15 protein-coding genes are annotated in these 20,740 nt (G+C 70.7%); 9 read left to right on the forward strand and 6 right to left on the reverse strand.

What is annotated here, in order from left to right; all coding sequences use genetic code 11:
• From A176_RS28795 to A176_RS28815, 5 genes are read right to left on the reverse strand one after another with little or no spacing between them, the layout of a single operon-like run.
• Positions 1 to 1,143, reverse strand: coding sequence for a glycosyltransferase family 4 protein (locus tag A176_RS28795; RefSeq protein ID WP_002638391.1), 1,143 nt, complete (start codon positions 1,141 to 1,143; stop codon positions 1 to 3).
• Positions 1,112 to 2,584, reverse strand: coding sequence for an O-antigen ligase family protein (locus A176_RS28800; protein WP_044889302.1), 1,473 nt, complete (start codon positions 2,582 to 2,584; stop codon positions 1,112 to 1,114). Before A176_RS28800 ends, A176_RS28795 begins: the two co-directional genes overlap by 32 nt.
• Entirely contained in the window at positions 2,581 to 3,720 is a 1,140-nt protein-coding gene (locus A176_RS28805) for a glycosyltransferase family 4 protein (protein WP_049872400.1), read from the reverse strand. The genes A176_RS28800 and A176_RS28805 overlap by 4 nt, the downstream gene beginning before the upstream one ends.
• On the reverse strand, positions 3,717 to 4,952 hold the full coding sequence (locus A176_RS28810; RefSeq protein ID WP_021780999.1) for a glycosyltransferase: 1,236 nt from the start codon (positions 4,950 to 4,952) through the stop codon (positions 3,717 to 3,719). The genes A176_RS28805 and A176_RS28810 overlap by 4 nt, the downstream gene beginning before the upstream one ends.
• Entirely contained in the window at positions 4,949 to 7,141 is a 2,193-nt protein-coding gene (locus tag A176_RS28815) for a GumC family protein (protein ID WP_002638387.1), read from the reverse strand. The genes A176_RS28810 and A176_RS28815 overlap by 4 nt, the downstream gene beginning before the upstream one ends.
• 203 nt (positions 7,142 to 7,344) lie before the next feature.
• On the opposite strand from A176_RS28815, the gene A176_RS28820 reads away from it, so the two are divergent.
• The 9 genes from A176_RS28820 to A176_RS28860 all read left to right on the forward strand — a co-directional run bounded on the left by A176_RS28820 (position 7,345) and on the right by A176_RS28860 (position 19,132).
• Positions 7,345 to 8,691 (forward strand): bifunctional glycosyltransferase/class I SAM-dependent methyltransferase, encoded by a 1,347-nt coding sequence (locus A176_RS28820; RefSeq protein ID WP_002638385.1) that lies wholly within the window; start codon positions 7,345 to 7,347, stop codon positions 8,689 to 8,691.
• Between the two features lie 96 nt (positions 8,692 to 8,787).
• Positions 8,788 to 10,497: a hypothetical protein gene (locus tag A176_RS28825; RefSeq protein ID WP_226994013.1), complete on the forward strand. Its 1,710-nt coding sequence runs from the start codon at positions 8,788 to 8,790 to the stop codon at positions 10,495 to 10,497.
• Between the two features lie 260 nt (positions 10,498 to 10,757).
• A complete protein-coding gene (locus A176_RS28830; RefSeq protein ID WP_002638383.1) occupies positions 10,758 to 11,483 on the forward strand; it encodes a hypothetical protein in 726 nt (241 codons plus the stop codon).
• Positions 11,484 to 11,557: 74 nt separating this feature from the next.
• On the forward strand, positions 11,558 to 15,955 hold the full coding sequence (locus A176_RS28835; RefSeq protein WP_002638382.1) for a pilus assembly protein: 4,398 nt from the start codon (positions 11,558 to 11,560) through the stop codon (positions 15,953 to 15,955).
• On the forward strand, positions 15,952 to 16,485 hold the full coding sequence (locus A176_RS28840) for a type IV pilus modification PilV family protein (RefSeq protein ID WP_002638381.1): 534 nt from the start codon (positions 15,952 to 15,954) through the stop codon (positions 16,483 to 16,485). The genes A176_RS28835 and A176_RS28840 overlap by 4 nt, the downstream gene beginning before the upstream one ends.
• Positions 16,482 to 17,690: a PilW family protein gene (locus A176_RS28845; RefSeq protein WP_002638380.1), complete on the forward strand. Its 1,209-nt coding sequence runs from the start codon at positions 16,482 to 16,484 to the stop codon at positions 17,688 to 17,690. Before A176_RS28840 ends, A176_RS28845 begins: the two co-directional genes overlap by 4 nt.
• A 1-nt stretch (position 17,691) precedes the next feature.
• Entirely contained in the window at positions 17,692 to 18,336 is a 645-nt protein-coding gene (locus A176_RS28850) for a pilus assembly FimT family protein (RefSeq protein WP_002638379.1), read from the forward strand.
• Positions 18,337 to 18,426: 90 nt separating this feature from the next.
• The gene (locus tag A176_RS28855; RefSeq protein ID WP_002638378.1) at positions 18,427 to 18,756 is read left to right on the forward strand and encodes a c-type cytochrome; all 330 of its coding nucleotides are present in this window, start codon (positions 18,427 to 18,429) and stop codon (positions 18,754 to 18,756) included.
• A 52-nt stretch (positions 18,757 to 18,808) separates the two neighbouring features.
• Positions 18,809 to 19,132 (forward strand): hypothetical protein, encoded by a 324-nt coding sequence (locus A176_RS28860; RefSeq protein ID WP_002638377.1) that lies wholly within the window; start codon positions 18,809 to 18,811, stop codon positions 19,130 to 19,132.
• 16 nt (positions 19,133 to 19,148) lie between these two features.
• On the opposite strand, the gene A176_RS28865 is transcribed toward A176_RS28860, so the two are convergent.
• Positions 19,149 to 20,588: a sensor histidine kinase gene (locus tag A176_RS28865; RefSeq protein ID WP_049872401.1), complete on the reverse strand. Its 1,440-nt coding sequence runs from the start codon at positions 20,586 to 20,588 to the stop codon at positions 19,149 to 19,151.
• Positions 20,589 to 20,740: the final 152 nt, after the last annotated feature.

Consider the following 20,740-nt stretch of genomic DNA (forward strand, 5'->3'; position numbering starts at 1 on the left):
TCACCCCTCCCGCTCCATGATGTCCGCGATGGCGGCGGCCATCCCATCCCAGTGCTGCGTCCGAAGCGTCTCGGACAGCGCGGCCACCTTCGGCGCCCATGCCGCCTCGTGCTCGCGCCAGACCTCCAGGCGCCGCACCAGGCCGTCCACGTCATCCGGGTCATCGAGCAACAACCCGTCCAGCTCCGCCGGATAGCGCTCCGCGACGCCGGACGTGCGGCTCACCAGCGCCGGCAGCCCCGCGCACAGCGCTTCGTGGACACCCAGCCCGTAGGCTTCGTACCGCGTGGGCGCCACCAGCAGGTCCGCCGCCGACATCAGCAGCGGCACGTCCTTGCGGAAGCCGAGGAACTGGATGCGCTCCCCCAACCCTCGCGCTTCCACCTCACGCGCCCAGACCTCGCGCTGCGTGCCCACGCCCACCACCTTGAGGTCCATGCCCCAATCACCGCGCGCGCACAGCCGGGCCCACGCCTGGAAGAGCGTGTCGAAGCCCTTGCGCCGGTCCCCGAGCGCGCCCACGAAGAGCGCCACGCGCCGCGACTCGGACCAGCCCAACGCCTCCCGGGCCGCGCGCCGCGCCTCGACGGACGCGGGCCGGAAGCGCTCCGCGTCACAGCCGTAATAGACGACGCGGACCCGGGACGCGGGCACGCCGGTGGCCGCCACCAGGTCCTCACGCGTGCGCTCCGAGTTCGCGATGATGACGCGCGCGCGCCGCAGCGCCTCGCGTTCGCCCCGCAGGTAGACGCGGTGGCTCACCCGGCCCTTGAGCCGGCGCAGGGCGCCTCCCGCCGGTTGGGACACATAGGCCCCGTGGACATAGTGGACCCAGTTGGCGGCGGGCACCGGGCAGTTGCCCCCATTGGCCAGCACGCACCCGCCCTCGGCGCGAGTGCGCAGCGCCCACGCGCGGCCCACGGCATCCAGGAGCGGCTCGCCCAGCAGGTACGCGTTGCCTGGCTTGGGCACGCGCACAAAGCGCACGTTGGGGTAGCCGAGGAGCACGTCCGCCACCCGGTGCGCCACCAGCCGCACGGGGCCGCCCTGCCGCGCCAGCCAGTGCGCCAGCGCCAGGTTGGCGCGATCCATTCCACCGGTGTCGACGAAGTCACCGGCGATGAGCGTGTACGGTCTTCGCATGGGAAAAGGCGCTGAAGAGCGCCGCGTTGAGCAACCAGAACTCCATGCCCGTCTGGCTCATGAAGAACGGGTAGCTGAAGGTCAGCGCCAGCGCGCCCAGGTTGTATGCGAAGAGGAGGGCCCCCCAAAGCCAGAACTCCCCCTCCGGCCCCTCCCGGCTCCGAGCGACCCGGAAGGCCCACCACAGCGAAGCCAGGAGGCTCATGGGGTACAGGAGCAGCACCAGGATGCCCCCGTCGTAGACCCAGGCCGTCCACTGGATTTCCGCCCACAGCGACGGCCGTTCGAAGTCATTGGGGTCGCCGAAGTAGGCGTTCACCATGCCGTATCGGCCCAGGCCCGCGCCCAGCGGATACTCCGGCAACAGGGTGTCGAAGGTCCCCGTCAGGAAGTACCCGCGGTTGCGCTGGTACACGTCCTCGGGGGGCGATTCGAAGAGGGCGGACCATCGCTCCATCACCGCCCCGCCGCCCACCGCCACGGCCCAGCCAAAGGTCGCCATGCCAGCGGTGCCGATGACCGCCAGCAGCGCCAGCAGCCGCCCCAGCCGCCCGCTCAGCGCGAGCACGCCCGCGAGCGCAATCAGGCACACCGCCAACATGACCGCCATGGCGCGCACCTGGGAGAGATACAGGCTGAAGAGCCCCACCAGGATGCCGCCCAGGCTCAGCAAACGATACGGCCCGCGCCGGGACGACAGCAGGAAGCCGCCCCCCAGCAACACGGCGTAGAAGCCTCCGGTGGACGCACCGCCCGGGATGTCCGTCAGCCCCATGGGCCGGAACACCCGCTGGCCATCCGTCGTCTCGAACTGGAGACTGTTCACGTACCCCTCGCCCTGGCTGGAGACGACGGACGAGAGCGCCGGCTGGAAGCGGCCCGGGAAGTAGACCTGGAGCACGCCCACGCCCGCGCTGGCCGCGTTGAAGAGGAAGAGCAGCGCGAGCGTGCGGCGGAACGTCCGGAGGTCCAGGGACAACCGCGTCACCCAGAGCAGCGGCGCGGCGATGGCCAACTGGATGCCCACCTGCGCCACCGCCGCCAGCGGCGCGCCCGTGCCCGGATTGAAGAGCTGGAGCGCGGTGACGCCCAGCGCGCCCATGACGTAGGGCAGCGCCGGATGCGCCAGGCTCCGGCCCCGCACCAGCACGAGCATCAGCAAGCTGATGCCAAAGGCGAGGACACGCACCACCACCCGCAGCGGCGCCAGCGCCTCCACCAGGAGCACGACCTGGCAGACCATCAGCAAGCCCACGAAGAGCGGCACCAACTGGCCCGACGCCAGGAATCCGCCCCCAGTGCCCACGCCCCGGGCAGGGACGTCCGAGGGCCCGGCCTCCGGTGGCGCGCCCGGCACGCGGCGGACGTAACGGCTCCGCAGCACCCCGGGCCCCTGGAGTCTCGCCGTGCCTGGCGCGACGGGCGGCCGGTGTCCGCTCACGCGCGCGGCCCCGCCTCGGTGAGCGAGCGCAGCGCGTCCTCCAGCTCGCACAGGTAGGCGCGGGGGTCACTCAGCGCCTCGGCGCGCGCCGGCCCGCCCTTGCCCAGTTGGGCTCGCAGCGCCGGGTCCTCGATGAGACGTCGCAGCGTCGTGGCCAGCGCACCGGGCTCCGGCGGGACGAGCACGCCACAGGAGGCATCCACGATTTCCAGCGGGCCCCCCATCGCCGTGGTGACGACGGGCAGCTCCGCCTGGAGCGCCTCCACGAACGCGATGCCGAAGGGCTCCGCGCCCAGGTTGGGCTGGCAGTGGATGTCCGCGGCCCGCAGCAGGCGCGGCACGTCCGAGCGTTGCCCGAGAAAGCGCACCCGCTCGCCCAGGCCCAGGCCGTTCGCCTGCGCGCGGAGTCCTTCGAGGTAGGCCTCTTCTTCCGGACGCTGCGCGCCCCCCGCCACCCACGCCCGCCAGCCGGGCACCTGCCGCAACCGGCCGAGCGCCTCCAGCAGCAGCCGCTGTCCCTTCCACGCCTCCATGCGGCTGGTCTGGACGATGACGACGTCCTGCTCGTGCGCCCCCAGCTCCGCGCGAAGCCGGGCGCGAGCGCCGTCCCGCCCACCTTCCGGTGCCGGTGCGAGGACGGGGTAGTACGCGAGCTTCCACGCGGCACGTGGGTAGACGCGCCCCAAGGTCCCCGCGGAGTAGCGGCTGTTGGTGATGACCAGGTCGGGTTCCGTGACGCGCGCCCAGCGCTCCAGCCAGTGCCGTCCGTTCAACGCGTCGTGCTGGTAGAAGACGAGCGGCACGCCCGCGGCACGCACCACCGGCCCGAACAGCGCCTGCGGCCAGATGGCGTGGCAGATGACCGCGCCGTAGCCCCCGCGACGAAGCAAGGCCCTCAACGCGCTCCGAGCGCGCCACACCGACAGGGGCCGCCCCACCCGCGTGGCGCCCAGCAGGTGCGGCTCCGCGCCGGCCTCACGCAGCTCGCGCGCCAGCCGGCCTTCGAAGCAGAGCGCGAACTCGTGCTGGACTCCGGGCTGGAGCCCCTGCGTCCGCGCCACGGTGTGGAGGAAGGCCTCGATGCCGCCGTAGAGGTTGCCGCTGTAGATGTGCAGCACGCGCATCGGGGGCCTCATGCGGTCTCCGCCAGTCGGAGCGCGGTGGGCGCCGCCACGGGCGCGGGCCGGCCCAACGCCTCCGCGTACAGCGACAGACTGCGCCAGGCCATGACGTCATGCCGGAACTCGGCCACGGCCCGCTCACGCGCCGCATGCCCCAGTCGCTGCGCCAACCCAGGCTCCTCCAGCAGCCGCCGCGCCGCCGCCGCCAGCGCCGCCGCGTCGCCCACGGGCACCGTCAATCCCGTCTGCTCGTGCAGACTCACCCAGGGCACACCCGAGTGGGGAATCGCCGTGTTCAGCACGGGCTTCCCACTGGCCATGGCCTCCACTTGCGACAGCCCATACGCCTCGCTGCGCGCGTTGCCGCAGAACCAGAGCGCGGTGGCCGCCCGAAGCGCGCCCACCAGCGCGTCCGGCGGAAGGTAGCCCGCCCACGTCACCCGGCCCTCCACGCCCAACGCGCGAGCACGACGCCGGGCCTCGGCTTCCAACGGCCCCTGCCCCACCACCACCAGCCGGCCCGGAACACGCGTCAGGGCCTCCAGCGCGGTGAACAAACCCTTGTAGTAGACGAGCCGCCCCACCATGAGCCACAGCGGGCCCTCCGCACGCCAGCGCGCCTCCGCCTCGCGCGCGGCGTTGGAAGGCTGAAGGTAGGGCGCCAGCTCCAGACCCAGCGGCAGCGCCCGCACCTTGCTCCGGAAGGCGCGCAGCAGCGGCGAGCCCGGCACATAGGCCTCACTGGTGGCCAGCACCCGCCGCGCACGCGCGTAGAGCAGCGCCTCGAAGGGCTTGAAGAGCGCGCCCGCGACCTTCTGCCGGATGACGTCGCTGTGGTGGGTGATGAAGAGCGGCGGCAGGCCGCGCACCACGTCCAGGGCCAGCACCCACGTCGGGTTGGGCGTGTGCAGGTGCACCACGTCCACGCCCCGCCCCAACGCGCGGCTCAACGCGCGTGGCAGGTCTGGCATCACGTCCATGCGCGCCACCGAGGCCAGACGGCCCAGGCGCGTCACCCGCACCAGTCCGTCCCAGTCCTCACGCGTGGGGCTGCGGCCGTGAAACTCGTGGCTGGTGCCCTGCCCGTCCACGGCGTGGTTGGCGCACAGCACCTCCACCTGCGCGCCCAGGGCCGCCTGGGCCCGCGCGAGCGTCTGCACGTGGGACTCCATGCCGCCCGAGGCGGGAGGATAGAACTTGCCCAGGTGCAGCACCCGCAGGCCCGCCCCCGCCAACGGGACGCTCACGAGGAGGCCACCCCATCCTTGGGCTCTTCCCCGTACTGGCCATACCCCTGATAGGCCAGATACGAGTCGCCATACCGAGGCGCCGCGAAGTCCACGTCGTTGAGGATGGCGCCGTACATGCGCGCCTGCACGTCCGCCAGCGAGCGCAGCGCGCGCCGCGCCGACTCGCGGTTCGTCTTCGCCGCCTTGAGCACCAGCACCACGCCGTCACACTTCGTGGCCAGCACCGCCGCGTCCGCCACCGCGTTGATGGGCGGGCTGTCTAGGATGACGCGGTCGAAGCGCTCGGAGGCGGCCTTCAACAGGTCCGTGAAGGCCTGCGTGTGCAGCAGCTCCGCCGGGTTGGGCGGAATCGGGCCGCACGGCAGCACGAAGAGGCCGGGCACCTCCGTGCTCTTCACCGCCGCGTCGAGCGTGCCCTCCCCCACCACCAGCGAGGAGATGCCCAGCTCGTTCGGCACGCCGAAGGCCCGGTGCAGGCGCGGCCGGCGCATGTCGGTGTCCAGCAGCAGCACCCGGTTGCCGCTCTGGGCCATGGCCACGCCCACGCTGACGCACGTGGTGGACTTGCCCTCCTGCGGACCGCTGGACGTCACCACCAGCGTCTTGAACGGGTTGTCCGGCGACATGAACAGGAGGTTCGTGCGGATGGCGCGGCAGCACTCCGCGGCGATCGACTTGGGCTCGCGGTGGACGTGCAGGTCCCTGTCCCGGGGCGCCTTGTTGCCATCCAGCCGTGGCATGACGCCCAGGAAGGCCAGCCCCAGCCGCTCCTCCACGTCCGCCTGCGTGGCCACGCTGTTCTCCAGCAGCTCCAGCAGCAGCACCACGCCCAGGCCGGCCAGCAGCCCCATCACCAGGCCCACCGCCAGGTTGCGGCGCACGTGCGGCTTCACCGGCGCCAAGACGGGCCGCGCCGGGTCCAGCACGCGCACGTTGCTGGTGCGCAACATGCCCGACAGCTCGATGTCCTTCAGCCGCTTGGCCACCAGCTCATAGAGGCGCTGGTTGTTGTCCGAATCGCGCGTGAGCCGGTCCAGCTCGATGGACTTCTTGTTCACCAGGAAGGCCTCCGCCTTCTCCGCGTCCAGCAGGCGCACCAGGTTCTTCTCTTGCGCCACCGCCTCCGTCAGCGCCGTCTCCGCGCCGCGCACGACGTTGGCCAGGCTCTTGAGGAAGTCCTCGCGCACCACCGACAGCTTGCGGCGGCACTCCAGCAGCTTCGGATGCTCGGCCAGGTATCGCTCCTCCAGCTCCGCGCACGACACCCGCAGTTCGGTGTAGCTGCGCCGCAGGTCCTGGATGGGGCCCTCGTTGCCACCCGACAGGGCCTCCGCCCACGTCTCGTCCTCGGGCGACGCCTTGCGCAGCCGGTGGATGGCCTCCACGCGCGCCTGCTGGGCGGCGATCTGGATGCGCACCTCGGTCAGCCTCGTGTTGAAGCTGTTGATGCGCTCGCTGACGATGCTCAGCCGCGACTCCAGCGACGTGGACAGCATGTCCGCGTCCTTCTTGAAGTCGTAGACGGCCATCTCGCTGGAGCGGGACTGGGACTCCAGCTCGGACAGGCGGCCTTCCAACCAGTCGCGCGCGTCCTCCGTGGTCCGCAGCTTGAGGGCCAGGTTCTCCGCCATGTACGCGGCGGCCACCTCGTTGGCCAGAAGCGCGGCGCGCTGCGCGTCGAAGTCATCCACCGCGATGTTCATCACCCGCGAGTCCCGCGCGGGGATGACGCGGATGCGCGACTGGAGCAGCGACACCGCGTCCAGGCCCTGCATCGCCTGCAAGCGCTGCTTCTCGTCCGCCACGTGCGCCACGCCCAGGAAACCCGCGTCCGTGGACAGGCCCAGCTTGTCCACCACCCGCCCCGCCACCGCGCGCGAGGTGATGATTTGACTCTGCGTGGCGTAGTACTCCTTGTTGAACCAGTAGTTGCTGCGCTCCTCGCCCATGACCTCCTTCACTTCCCCGTCCAGGAAGCGAGGCGCCATCACGTCGATGATGAGCGAGGCGCTGGAGGAGTACAGCTTCGGTTGGCGCAACGTGTACGCGGCCGTGAGGGCCACCGCGATGACGGCCACGCCCAGCACGACCCACTTGCGGCGCCACACCGCGCGCAGGTGCTGCATGAGCCCCGCGGGCGTCAGACCGCCGGCGCCACTGGCCGGGTCGAAACCGGTTCCATCCACGTCACGTCTCCCTGCCGTTCCCCGTGCGGTTCCAGGGCCCGGCGGCATCCGGCCGACCTTCACCCACACGTCCGGGAATCGTAACGAGCGTGCCGTGTCCCACGGGGGTTGTCCATTGTTCCGCGGCCGCCTGGATGCCCTCCATCCACCCGCGACGGACGCCCCACGCGCATGCTCCCGCAGGCTGTGCTAGTCAGCCCGGCGTGACGCCTTCGCTTTCGTTCGTCCTCCCCTTCTCGCCCGACACCGCGGATGCCGTCTCCCGCTTCGCCCAGACGCTGCCGCCGGGCGCCGAGGCCGTCCTCGCGGGCGAGGGCTCCATCAACACCGCCGGCGCGCCCCAGGTCCAGGTGCTCAACGTGCCCGGCGGCAAGGGAGCGGCCATCCGCGCCGCGCTGGCCCAGGTGAAGGGCGCGGTGACGGTGCTCCAAGACCCGGAGGCCGCGTATCCCCAGGATGTCTACGAGGCGTTGGTGCGCCCCATCCAGGCGGACACCGCGGACGCCGTCTTCGGCCTGCGCACCGCGCAGGGGCTGGCGCCGGAGCTGCTGGCGGACCGGGCCCTGGGCCAGTTCACCCGCTTCGTGACGGACGTGCCGCTGACGGACCCGCTCACCAGCCTGCGCGCCTTCCGCACCGAGGCCCTGCGCTCCGTCGCGCTCACCAGCGATGACGACGCGGTGGACGCGGAGCTGGTGGTGAAGCTGGCGGCGCAGCTTTTCCGCCTCACAGAGGTGACGCTGCCTCCCAGCGACGTGCCGCGCCGCACGCCCGCCGCACACCTGTCCCGCCTGCGCACGCTGGTGCGCTACGCCACCGTGCGCGACGACGCGGACAACCAGCACGAGGGCTACACCACCCTGGAGCGCATGGACGGCGCCGTCCACTACAACCAGTGGCTGGGCCGCCGCTTCCGCGAGCACCTGGGCCGCCGCGTGCTGGAGATTGGCGCCGGCATCGGCACGATTACGCGGGAGTTGGAGTCCGGCCTGGAGCTGCTCATCGCGCTCGAGGTGGACCGCTTCTACGTGGACCGGCTGAAGAACCTGTTCCGCGGCAAGCCGCACATCCGGCCGTACCTGTCCGACGTCGCGCTGGCGGACTGGGAGTCCCTCCAGAAGGAGCGGCTGGACACCATCGTCCTGTCCAACGTGCTGGAGCACATCCCGGATGACGCGTCCGCCGTGCGCCGATTCCGGCAGATTCTGGCGCCAGGGGGCCGCGTGGTCATCCTGGTGCCCGCGCTGCAACAGCTCTTCGGCGCCATCGACGAGGCCGTGGGCCACCACCGCCGCTACACGCCCGCCACGCTGCGCGCGGTGCTGGAGGAGAACGGCTTCCAGGTGGAGACGCTGGAGTGGATGAACCTGGCCGGACTGCCGGGCTGGTTCATCAACAGCCGCCTGCTGCGCCGCCGCTCGGTGCCCAAGCTGCAGCTCAAGATCTACGACACGCTGGCCCCGCTCATCGCGAAGGCGGAGTCCCACGTGAAGCTGCCCGTGGGCATGAGCCTCTTCGCGGTGGCCCGCTCCACCGGGGGCAACGCGTGAGACACGGCCGTGGCCTCCATGCGCAGCGGGGATGCCACCGCTGGGGGCCTGACGACGTCCCGTCCTTCCACTGAATCCGCGCCGCAGGGCTCCACCATGAACACGCAGCGCTCGCCCGTCGACACGTCCCGCTGGCACGCCTCGGACCTCCCCGCCGAGCGCCACGCCGCGCACCCGGGCCCCTCCGCCGCGGGCGCGCCCCGCGCGGTCTGGGCCGCGCTCATCGCGCTGTACGTGTTGCTGTTCCCGTACCACCCGGGTCTGCGCTCGCCCAATGAGCTGTGCCGCCTGTGGCAGACGCGGGCGCTGGTGGAGTACGGCACGCTGGACATCAACGGCGCGCTGCGCGACTACGGCTACGTCGGCGACCTGTCGGTGAAGGACGGGAAGTACTACCCCAGCAAGGCGCCGCTGCTGTCCTTCGCCGCGGTGCCCCTCTACGCCACGCTGCGCGCGCTGGGCGGTGGCCACCGCCACGCCGTCCCCGAAGTGCCGCTGGTCTTCTTCTCGCGCCTGCTGTTCACCGTGCTGCCGACGCTCGGGCTGCTGTGGCTGGTGCGCCGCTACCTGCGCGCGACCCTGGAGCCGCTCGTCGCGGATGCCCTCACGGTGACGTATGGGCTGGGCTCGCTGGCCTTCAGCTACTCGCTGCTCTTCATGAGCCACCAGACGACGGCGGTGCTGCTCTTCGCCAGCTTCTACGCGCTGTGGCGCTGCGCGCGCGGCGAGTGGCGGGAGCGCGGCTATCTGGTCGCGGGCGCCTGCGCGGGCGCCACCGTGGCCGCCGAGTACACCGGCGCCATGGGCGTGCTCGGGCTGGTGCTCTACGCGGTGCTCACCTTCGCGTTCCAGGACGCCCCCGCGCGCGTGCGCTGGACTCGGCTGTGCCGGGCCGCGGGGCTGGCCACGCTGGGCGCGCTGCCCTTCCTGGTGGCGCTGATGGCCTACCACCAAGCGACCTTCGGGCACCCGCTGACCAGCGGCTACAAGTACCTCAACGACGCGGGTTATCAGCCGTGGCACCTGGGCGGCTTCCTCGGCATCCGCACGCCGGACCCGCGCGCCTTCGGCCTGTCCTTCTTCTCGCCGCTGCGGGGCCTGTTCACGCTGGCGCCTTTCCTCCTCCTCGCGCTGCCAGGGCTGCTCCTGCTGTGGCGCCGCCGGGGCCAGTCCTCCGAGGCGCGCGCGGTGGCCTGGCTGAGCCTGGCCCTGATGGCGGGCTACACGTACTTCACCTCGTCGTTCTCCTATGACTCGTGGGGCTGGACGACGGGCCCCCGCCACCTCACCGGCCTGGTGCCCTTCCTCCTGTTGCCCGTGGGCCTGAGCCTGGAGCGGCTGCGCGCGGCCACCCGAGGCGCCTGGGCCCTGGGAGGGGCCGCGATGCTGTGCGGGGTGTCCATCGCCGCCACGGGCGTGGCCACCTTCATCAACTACATCCCGGATGACGTCTCCACCGCCGTGGGCGCCCTGGCGCTCCCCCTGCTGCGCTCCGGTTACGTTCCCCCAGGGCCGCTGACCTTCATCGGGCTCCCCGCCAGCGTGGCGGGCACGGTGCTGATGGCCTTGCTGCTCGGCACCGCCGCCTGGGTGTCCGTGAGCCTGGCCCGCAAGCCCGGGCAGACGTGGCCCGCGGTGCCCGCCCTGGGCACCGCGCTCGCGTTGCTGGTGGTGCTGGGCGCCGCGCAGGCCCTCACCACCCGGAACGACACCGCGGACCGGAACGCCGTGCGCTTCCTCCAATCCGTCTGGTTGAACGCGCCCGGCCGCGACGTCTCGTTCTGGCCGGGCGGCCCCGGCCGATAAACGCACCGCGTGCCTCTGTCGGTCGGCAACCACAGACGTTGCCCCGCAGGGTGAGACACACGATACGTCCCACTTTGTCGCTGACTCGCAAGTTTTGCGAGGTCCGCAATCCGTGTCGTGTGATTGCGTGTCCGGCTTTACCCAGGGGTCTGGCCAAGCGGCCGGATGCATTGGCGTGGACGCGCCGCGAAACCGGGCCTGGAGATTGCTGAGACAAACACCTGCGCTTCCCTGCTGCCCTCCAGGGCAAGGAGTCCCCGGTGCGCTGTCATCCGACCCGCAAGCCCTTGCGTGCCCCGCATGCACGGCGAGGTTTCACGCTGCTGTTGGCGCTGGGCCTCATCGCCCTCGTCACGGCGGGCGTCCTCGTGTCCCTCCGCGCGGTGAGCACGGAGAGCACGGTGCAGGGGCATGAGCGCCGCTCGCGCGAGGCCCTCTTCGCCGCCGAGGCGGGCATGGCCGAGGGACGCGCCGTCGTCCTGACGATGATGAACATCCCCAACCCGAACCTGGGCGTGGGGCAGCCCTACACCCGCAATGTCATGGAGCGGCTGCTCGTCGTGAACGAGCCGGGGCTGCCCGACGTCGCCGCGGGCGGCATTCCCTGGCGGGAGCTCATCCCGCGCACGGAGTACACGCTGGCGCGCGGGACGGCCGTCGATGACGGCGTGGCGCTGGCCAACCGTGAAATCACCGGTCCGGACGGCGTCCTCATCGCCGACTATCCGGAGGCCACCAACGTCTCCTTCCGCGTCTTCGTCGTGGATGATGATGACGACGCGGACCGCAACACCGACAACAACGGCCGCATCTGGCTGGTGTCCGTGGGCGAGGTCCAGTCCCCGGGCCAGGGCCTCCCCTACCGCACCATCGTCCGTTCGCTGCTGGAGCACCGGGAGACGCCCGGCGGGCTGTCGTGCAGCTACGGAACGAAGCTGGGCTGCCGCGGCAACGGCACCTCTGGAAGCAGCATCCCCGTTTTCTGAAGTCACAGACATCAACCGCAATCCGTTTCGCCAGTATCGGGCGGCCCTGAAGCACGGCCGTCAGGGGGGACACCATGCACTGGATTCGAATCTGGTTCGCCGCGGGGGCCGTGGTCGCCGCCGGCGCCGTGCTCGCACAGGGCTCTGGAGGCACTGGAGGCGCGGGCGCTGGAACCGACGGCGGCGTCAACAACCTGGCGCTCTGCATCGACACCACGGACCAGGACAAGCAGCCCGACTTCAGCAAGGACGCGGGCATTCCCAGCGCCATCATCGTCACTGACGACAACCCGCCCAAGCTGCGGCTCAACACCAACCTCAACGTCCTGGACCCGGAGAAAATCATCCTGCCCTTCGAGCAGGACCTCACCGCGCTCATCGTCGATGACCGCGCGGGCAACGGCGCGTCCAGCACGCTGGGCTGGTTCTATTACGACGAGCTCATCGCCGCCGGGTACATCAACGACAACGGCACGCCCGGCAACTCCGACGACGACACGCTCATCGACGCCAACAACAACGGCGTGCCCGACTTCCACGAGGCCCTCTACAACGTCAACCCCGACCCCCAGCGATACATTGGCGCGAGCGATGGGCCGCGCTGCAACCGCCTGTTCGACCATCAGCGGGCGGACGGCGGTGGGTCGGTGCGACTGCGCGAGCCCGACCTGCTGACGGGGCGGTGCGATGGTGCGCGCAGCTACCGTGCAAACCAGGGCCCCCGGCGGTGGGAATCCCTGGCGGACTACCCCGCCCAGCCGACGACAGGCGGCGTGGTGGGACAAGCCGTCCGTGACGTCTGGACAGACCTCATGGAACTCGCGGACGTCCCCGGCTACGGCCAGTCGCTCGTCCTCCGCAACGACCGAATCAACGCGAACGGCGTGGACACGTACTTCAGCGACCGGGGCCTGTTCCCACACATCCCCAACCTGCTGGAGCCCAAGCACCCGCTCAATGGCAACCATGGCATCGGAAACATCGTCTTCCTGTCCACGGACGATGACGACAACCAGTGTCGCCTTTCGGCGACCGCCGAATGCCTCGCACCGCGCGAGGGCTGGACGGTCAATGACCAGGGGCAGGTCGTTCGCTCCGGAGCGGCCTGGGACAGGTCCCGCATCCCCGACGGCATCCCGGACTACAAGGCCAGCGCCTTCGACAGCGCGGGCCGCCTCATCACCGGCAGGAACCCGAGCGCGACCATCACCAAGGCGGAAGACCAGATCGTCCCCATGGGACGGCTCCAGGGCAACCGCGAAATCGTCTTCTTCCTCGTCACCTACGTGGAGCAGGTCTACGGCCCCGCGACGGATTCATGCCTCATCACCCGCCCCTCCGGCGACGCCCGCCAGGTGCAGTGCGACCTGTGGATGCACGGCGACATCAACGTCTTCTTCACCAAGACGCCGCTCAACATGGACCTGCACCAGAGCCTCAGCCCGCTGGTGGTGGACCGGAAGAACCTGGCCAACAACTGGCTGGGCGGTGATGCCTACGTCCGGCTGCTCACCGACCCCGCCTACGGCCGCGTCACCTTCCCCGCCAACCAGACCCAGGATGTCCGCGCCGTGAACCGCCGCGCGGCGCACACGCTGGTCGGCGCGCCCCGAGACAACCCGCTGGTCTGGATTCTGGGCTGGGAAGACCAGAACGCGGGCGGTGACCGCACCTACAGCGACATCGTCATCCTCATCAACAAGCAGAACAACGGCTCCTTCCGCTCCGACGTGGTGTCCGACATCTCGCCAGACATCTCCATGGACTTCACCATCACCGAGGTGACGTTCACCGTGGAGGACCAGCCCTATTACGCGGCGGACGGCGGCAGCGGCAACCCGTGCTCGCGCCTCGTCACCCTGCCGGACGGCGGCTCGGGCCGGCAGAACCCCAACATCACCTACCAGGTGGCCCTGGACTGCAAGGTCTGCCAGGAGCCCTGCAACACCTCCCAACCGACCTACGTCGACAACCCGTCTCCCAACTGGCTCAACGTCCCCATCCCCCACAGCGACGGGGGCGTGCGCAACGAGACGGCCGTCCTCCAGGACTTCCTGGAGCAAGGCCGCGTGGGAACGCAGCTCTGCTGGCGCGCGGTGATGGAGAGCCCGGGTGAGGCCTGCCAGCCCACCATCCACAACATCAACGTCTCCTACAAGGCCCAGCGCAGCGGCGAATATGGCCGCGCGTCGCTCATCCCCATGGCCAACGCCGTCGTCCACGGCGTGTATGAAACGCCCGGCCGCGCCTGGGTGGTTGACGGTGGCGTGGACCAGGTCTCCATCCGGACCTACGACAACCGCCCGGACACCATCGACCGGGGCCACCTCTACCTGAAGAAGCTCTACGAGCCCGCCGACCTGGCGCCGTACACGCCCGCCCAGGAGGTCTGGGACACGGGCACGTGGCTGCGGAACCTGATGGGCACGCTGGAGCTCAACTCGGGCGACCCGCTCAATGTGCGCAAGCTCGTCACGCTCCATCCCGACACGGGCCAAACGGTCGAAGTGAAGGACCTGATGGCGCGCAACAACAGCGCCAGTCCGCTCTTCCCCGACACCTACTGCGCGCGCCGCAATGGCAGCGTGTACCTGTACGACCTGGACCGGCGAAACGGCTGCACCGCGGATGACCGGCTGGCGCTGCGCGACTGGATCTATGGCTGGGAGGACCGCGCCTCCACCCTCCCGCGAAACCGGATGCGCACCTGGCCGCTGGGAGGCATCAACCTCTCCACGGCCGCCGTCGTCGGCCCCCCCAGCATGCCGGCCTGGCTGCTCGAAGGCCGCGACCTGAACGCGGAGCGCGAGCGCTTCATCAACCACTTCAGCTCGGAGCACGCGTCGCGCCGCACGGTGACGTACGTGGGCACCACGCAAGGCTTCCTCCACGCCCTGGGCACCGGCCGCTTCCAGACGGGTGACGACCTCTGCACGACGGGACGCACGGAGTACCAGGGCTACTTCGCGCGCGAAGGAGGCTGCGGCACCAGCCACGACTACGGCGACGGCAGAGAGCTGTTCGCCTACCTGCCGTCCAGGATGCTGCCCTACTACGTGGAGAACTACCGCCGCGCCAATGATGCGTTCTCCACCGAGCGGGCCACCATGGATGCCACGCCCTCCGTGGCGGACGTGGACCTGCGCGGCAACGACTACCGGCCGGACACGGGCCACAATCCCCGGGACACCGCCGAGGCCTGGAGGCCTCGCCCCGCGCGCAACGAAGGCGCCAAGACGGTCCTCGCCAGCGCCACCGGCCCCAAGCAGAGCGTCTTCTTCGCGCTCGATGTCACCAACCCCGCGCTCCCTCAATACCCCACGCCGCTGTGGGAGTTCGACATGCGGAGGGACCGCTTCCATAACTCGACGGGCGCTCCCTGCACGGACACGACCGGTGCCTGCCGCACCCTGGTGAGCACCTTCCCTGGCGGCACCGCCAGGCCGGACACCCGCGGCTCGCGCCATGCGCCCTCCATCGTGCGCATGGACTTTGGTGAGAACGGAGGGAAGAAGTGGGTCTCCGTGTTTGGCACCGACTACGTGCCGGACAGCGGCGCGGTGGGCACCGTCTATCTCATCGACATGAAGACGGGCCTGCCCGCCCAGGTGGAGGGCACCGGCGCGAAGGCGAAGCTCGCTGGCATCGTCACGCTGGGAGGCGCCGCCGCGGACGTCAACGAAGGCATCGGCGGAGAGCCCATCCCGCTCGACGTGAACGGCGATGGCAACGTGGATGTCATCTACGTCCCGTCCACGTCGGGGAAGATTTATCGCATCAACCCCACGTACTCGAACACGGGGGCGGCCTACGCGCTCGGCAAGGTGCTGTCGTCGTGTGTCGTCGCGGACGCGAAGACCGCGCCCGGCATCCGCAATGCCCAGAGCCAGCGCATCTTCTCCACCATCTCCGCCTCGGTGGTGCAGGACGGCGGCGGACGCCGCGTGCGGCTGTACTTCGGCACCGCCAACAACCCGGACATCGCCAACGAGCCGGACGACGTGGCCACGCCCCGGCCGCGCTACCACCTGATGGCCTTCGAGGACCGCGACCCGGTGCCCACCACTCGCCCTGGCGCCAACTGCCCGGGACGCTTCGAGTGGGCGCGCGAGCTGGACGAGGGGCAAGTCGTCTGGGGCGGCGTCTCCACCACGCAGGACGGCGTCTTCACCACCACCGCCGTGGGCCGGGCCGCCAGCGCGTGCGACCTGGACAGCACCACCAGCGGTCGGGTCTACGCCTTCAGCAGCGCGGGCGCGCCCCTCGCCGGCAACGGCACGGAGCTTGGCGGGCACGCGACGCACGCGCCGGTGCTGTACGACAACCACCTGCTCATCGTGAACAACGGCGCGGTCCGCTCACTGGGCAACTCCACGTACAACAACCCCACCTCCGAATCGCCCCGGAGCAACTCGCGAGTCCTCATCTGGGACGTACAGTCCGGCGCGCGCGTCCGGGAGGTGGTGCCATGAACACCCGCGCGCTCCGGCGCCATGCCCGCGGGCTCAGCCTGCTGGAGACGATGGCCACCGCTGCGGTGCTGATGCTCGGCATCCTGGGCATCCTCTACACGCTGCTCGCCGCGTCCCGCCACAACCGCCGCAACAACAACCTCAACCAGGCGACCCTCATCGCCGAACAGGAGCTGGAGCGCGTGGTCAACCTCCGCTGCTCGGGGGAGCCGGTCAGCGACCCGTGCGCCAACATCAAGCAGTTGGACAACTCCGTGCGTCCGGTGTGGTGGTCCGCCAACGGACGCATGCGGGAGCTCGAGCCCCTCGCGAACGCGCCTCCGCACCTGCGCTACGACCTGATGCTGGACGTGGACCCTCCGTTCGAGGGCGGTGAGCAAGGGGCGCCCGCGCTCGCCCGCGTCATCGCGCCCCATGGCACGCAGCTCCCCCTGGACCAGGTCGTCAATGTCCGCGTCACCGTGAGCTGGGCGGAGGAGCCCGGCGCGCCTCGCCGGGCGGTCGCCCTGCAGACCCGGATGGCCCCATGAACCGCCCGCATCCAACGCCGCCCCGAGGCTTCACGCTCATCGAGCTGATGGTCGCCTCCACCCTGTCCATGCTGGTGCTCGCCGCGGCCATTGGCGTGAGCGTCCACCTGCAGCGACGCGGCTTGATGGAAGAGCGCATCATGGAGACCCAGAACACCGGGCGCGCCGCGAGGGACCTGCTCGCGTTCAGCGTGCAGCGCGCGGGCGCGGGCATTGGCAGCCTCTCCCTCACCGGCGGCCAGCTTCCCGCGGGCACGGCCGACGTGTTCTACGCGGTGTCGGTCCGGACACGCGCGGAGTTCCCGGGCGACCCCTCGTTCGTTCCGCCCCTCGACGGCAACCTGTTGTCGGACGCGCTCGACGTCTGGGAGACCGACCCGGGCCGCATGGTCCTCCTCACGGGCTGTGGCTCCGGTGGCGGCGGACCGGCCTGGGCGGACACCCGGCTGTGCATCTCCGAGCTGCTCCGGCCGCCGCCCGCCTTCCTCGACAACGCGGTCATCGCCGTGGTGCGCCCGGGCAGCAACACCTCGCGCGGCTGGGCCTGCATCGGACAGGTGACGAGCCGGGTGGCCGAAGGCGTGGAGTGGACCCCGGGCATCCCGGGCAGGCCCTCGCCCGGGGACGGGAACTGTCACCCCAACGCCGCGGTCGCGGGAGGCGTCTGGAACGCCACGGAGACCAACCCCATCTACCTCCTGCCCGTCTCCAGCCGGAGCTTCCGGGTGAACTGGCCGGAGGGCAGGCCCACGTTGGAGATGGATGTGGATGGGCCCTCCGGACCCGCGGCCTACGGCCCGGTGTCCCAGGACATCGAGCAGCTCCAAATCCGCCTGGGCGTGGTCGACCCCGGCGCGCCCATGAACGGGGCCGTGCGCTTCTTCCCGGACCCCGGCATGAACCGCCCCGCGCTGGAGACCTGCACACAGGGAACGTGTGCCGCGCATGTCACCTGGACCTGGGACCCTGGCGTGCCCGTGCCGCCCGACCGGGGCCCGGGCAGCGCGGGAGACGAGCTGATGCGCCGCGTGCGGTTGGTGGAGCTGTCCATCACCGCGCGCTCACAGCGCGTGGAGCTGCTGGGAGACGAAGCCGGCGGCGGAATCGACGATTGGGGCAACCCCCAAGATGGCTTCAAACGCCGGCACACCGTCGTCCGGCTGGCGCCGCGCAACTTCGCCTTCGTGGGCGTGGAAGGGGAATGACATGCATCCGCGCAACCAGGGCGTGACGTTGTTGGAGGTGATGGTGGTGGTGGCCATCATCGGCGTCTTCGCCACCCTCTCCGTCACCAGCTTCCAGGGCATGCTCGAGCGGCAGCGCGTCAGCGGCGCGCAGCGGGAGCTGGTGTTGATGATGCAGGAGGCGCGTCAGAAGGCGCGCGCCACCCGCCAGCCCGTGCGGCTCAACCTCCGCGTCGCGGACGAGAACGACCGACAGGTGACACGCATGCGGTGGGAGTCGCTGGCGTGCAGTGACACCTGGGGCACCGTCTGTCCCATCGAGGCGTGTCTGGACAACCGCTGCGGCGAGGGCGGCTGTGAGTGCCCGGAGACAGGCCCCGAGCTGATCATCCCGCCGCAGCTCGACGTGACGCAGCTCGTGGGGCTGTGTTGGGTGGACGCCACGGGAACCCAGTCCCCCATCGTCGCGCCACGGTCGGCGGACGGACGTCCCTGTGAGCCGTCCGAGGACGCGCCCGACCCGGAGCGGCTCGTGCTGCGGCGCAACCACGGCACGCCCGAGCTCCCCAACTGGCGGCCGGAGCTGGTGTTCCAGGCGGACAAGCTCACGGCGTCCATACGCTCCGTGGATTGTGACAAGCACGGCTCCACACCAGGCTGCCAGTAGACACGGCGTGCGAACCCGCGGCTTCGGCGTATGCTCGGCCCCGGGCCCTCGAGGCCCGGTGCGCCGTCCGTCCGCGAGGAGCCTCCGACGATGATGAAGCGGTTCGTCCTGCTGCTGTCCCTGGGCCTGGCCACCAGCGCACGCGCGGAGAGCACCGCCGACGTCTGGCAGGCGAAGTGCGCGGTGTGTCACGGCGGTGACGGCAAGGCGCAGACGAAGATGGGCCAGAAGGAGTCCATCGGCGACATGAGCCGCCCGGACTGGCAGCGGGCCCGGACGGACGCCGCCCTCCGCAAGGTCATCGCCGAGGGCGACCCTCGCAACAGCAAGATGAAGTCATTCAAGGACACGCTTACCCCCGCGCAGATGGACGCACTGGTGGGATACATCCGCACCATGAAGGCGCCCTCGCCCCCTTGAATTTCGGTTGGAACCCCCGCGTCATCCCCCTCAAGAGAAACGGAGCCCCCCCATGAAGAACCTCACTGTCGCGGTCGTCTTCTGCCTCTCCATGGCCAGCCTGTTCACCTCGCTGCGCGCGGACGCGTTGTCTTCGGTGCACATCGAGAAGGGCCTGTCTCCGGCCCAGCCGCTGTCCCTGCGCCCCCAGGGGGACGGCAAGGGCGGTGACGACAAGGGCGACAAGGGAGGCAAGGGCGGCGAGGAGGACGAGGAGGACTACCGCAAGCGCCAGTACGCCGGCATCTCCCAGCAGGCCGCCCTGGAGCTGGTGGACCCCGGCGCGCTGACCGACGTCCTCCGCCTCCAGGCCGCCGTGAAGTTCGGCCTCCGCTAGGCGGTCGCACCGCGCCTCACGCGCCCTTGCCCGGCGGCCCCCCCAGCGGCCGGGTGACGCGGGGCAACGTCACCGAGAAGCACGTCCCCGTGTCCGCGGACGACGCCACGTCGAGCCAGCCTCCGTGCGCCGTCACGATTTGCGACACGATGTAGAGCCCCAACCCCAGGCCCTGGTGCTTCGGCTTCGGCTGCCCGGGCTCCGGGGGCACCCCGTGGAACGGCGAGAAGAGCCGGGCGCGCAGGGACTCGGGGATGGGCGGGCCTCCGTTGTGAATCTCCACCCGCTGGAACAGCGCGTCCTTCGCGGCCAGCCGGACCCGCACCGACGCCCCTTCTGGACTGTGCTGCAGGGCATTGCCCACCAGGTTGGACAACACCTGCCCCAGGCGCTCCTCGTCCCAGACGCCCCGTGACTCGCCGTCCACCTCCAGGCGGACGCTGCACTCCGGATGCGCCGGCTCCAGCTCCGCGATGATGCGGTGGCAGACGTCCACCATGCACACCTCATGCGGACGCAGCGGAATGCCTCCCGCCATGCGCGCGCGGGTGAAGTCGAGCAACTGTTTCACCAGCCGCGCCATCCGCTCGGCGCTCCCGTCGATGCGCGTCACCACGCGCCGGACCTCGGGCGGCAGCGACTCCCGGGCCAGCAGCGCCGCGGAGGACAGCCGCACCGCGGCCAGCGGGTTGCCCAGGTCGTGTCCCAGCACGCCGATGAAGCGCTCCTGGTAGCGCGCCTCCTCCTCGCGCTCCAGCTCCTGGCGGCGCCGGGCGGTGACGTCACGGCAGATGGCGAAGAGGCCGTACACCGTGCTGTCGCCCCGGCGCAGCACGCCCTTCGTCGTGTGCCAGATGCGGTCGGTCCCCGGTCCGCCTTCGGCGCCTTCGTACGTGGCCGTCTGTCCGGAGCGCATCACCTGGCGGTCATGCTCCAACGTCGGCGCGGCGCGCTCGTGCCCCAGCAGCTCCGCGTCCGTCCGCCCGAGGATGTCGCGCGGCGCGCGGTGGAAGGCGTTCGCGGTGGCCGGGTTGATGAGGATGTATCGCCCCGCCACGTCCTTCACGTAGATGGCGTCGGTGGCGCTCTCGATGACCGCGTGCAGCAGGTCATGGTCCCTGCGCAGCGCCTCCTCCGCGGCCATGCGCTCGGAGAGGTCCTCCAGGAAGAGCACCACGCCATCATCACAAGGCGACACCCGCGCCAGCAGCCACATGGTGCCCAGCGTCGACTGGCGCGACACCCGGACCACCTCCGGCACCCGGCGCGTCGCCACGCGGACACACGCGCCGAACAGGCCGCCGTCCCAGCTCCAAGGCGCGCCCTCCAACAGCCGATGATGCACCAGCCGGCCCGCTTCACCCCCGAGCCAGCGCTCCGCCTGGGCATTGGCGGATGCACATTCGAAGTCGACGATGCCGCCCACCTCGGAGCGCACGCTCCGCAGCACGGCCACCGCCTCCGACGATGGGGCTTCTTCTTCCCCGGTGCCCAGGCACCTGTTGATTCCACGGCCAGATGACATGCGGCGTGGCCCCCGATGCTGCCGTTGTGAGTCACCCTAACCCCGCAGCTAGGGGTGCGGCCAACCGGTCCCCGGGGTGGCTG

The organism is Myxococcus hansupus, assembly GCF_000280925.3.
Classification (GTDB): domain Bacteria; phylum Myxococcota; class Myxococcia; order Myxococcales; family Myxococcaceae; genus Myxococcus; species Myxococcus hansupus.

Excerpts from the sequence above, each read along its gene's own strand:
- A176_RS28795 (WP_002638391.1), bottom strand. The coding sequence starts at position 1,143 with ATGCGAAGACCGTACACGCTCATCGCCGGTGACTTCGTCGACACCGGT.
- A176_RS28805 (WP_049872400.1), bottom strand. The coding sequence starts at position 3,720 with ATGAGGCCCCCGATGCGCGTGCTGCACATCTACAGCGGCAACCTCTAC.
- A176_RS28825 (WP_226994013.1), top strand. The coding sequence starts at position 8,788 with ATGAACACGCAGCGCTCGCCCGTCGACACGTCCCGCTGGCACGCCTCG.
- A176_RS28835 (WP_002638382.1), top strand. The coding sequence starts at position 11,558 with ATGCACTGGATTCGAATCTGGTTCGCCGCGGGGGCCGTGGTCGCCGCC.
- A176_RS28840 (WP_002638381.1), top strand. The coding sequence starts at position 15,952 with ATGAACACCCGCGCGCTCCGGCGCCATGCCCGCGGGCTCAGCCTGCTG.
- A176_RS28845 (WP_002638380.1), top strand. The coding sequence starts at position 16,482 with ATGAACCGCCCGCATCCAACGCCGCCCCGAGGCTTCACGCTCATCGAG.
- A176_RS28850 (WP_002638379.1), top strand. The coding sequence starts at position 17,692 with ATGCATCCGCGCAACCAGGGCGTGACGTTGTTGGAGGTGATGGTGGTG.
- A176_RS28855 (WP_002638378.1), top strand. The coding sequence starts at position 18,427 with ATGATGAAGCGGTTCGTCCTGCTGCTGTCCCTGGGCCTGGCCACCAGC.
- A176_RS28860 (WP_002638377.1), top strand. The coding sequence starts at position 18,809 with ATGAAGAACCTCACTGTCGCGGTCGTCTTCTGCCTCTCCATGGCCAGC.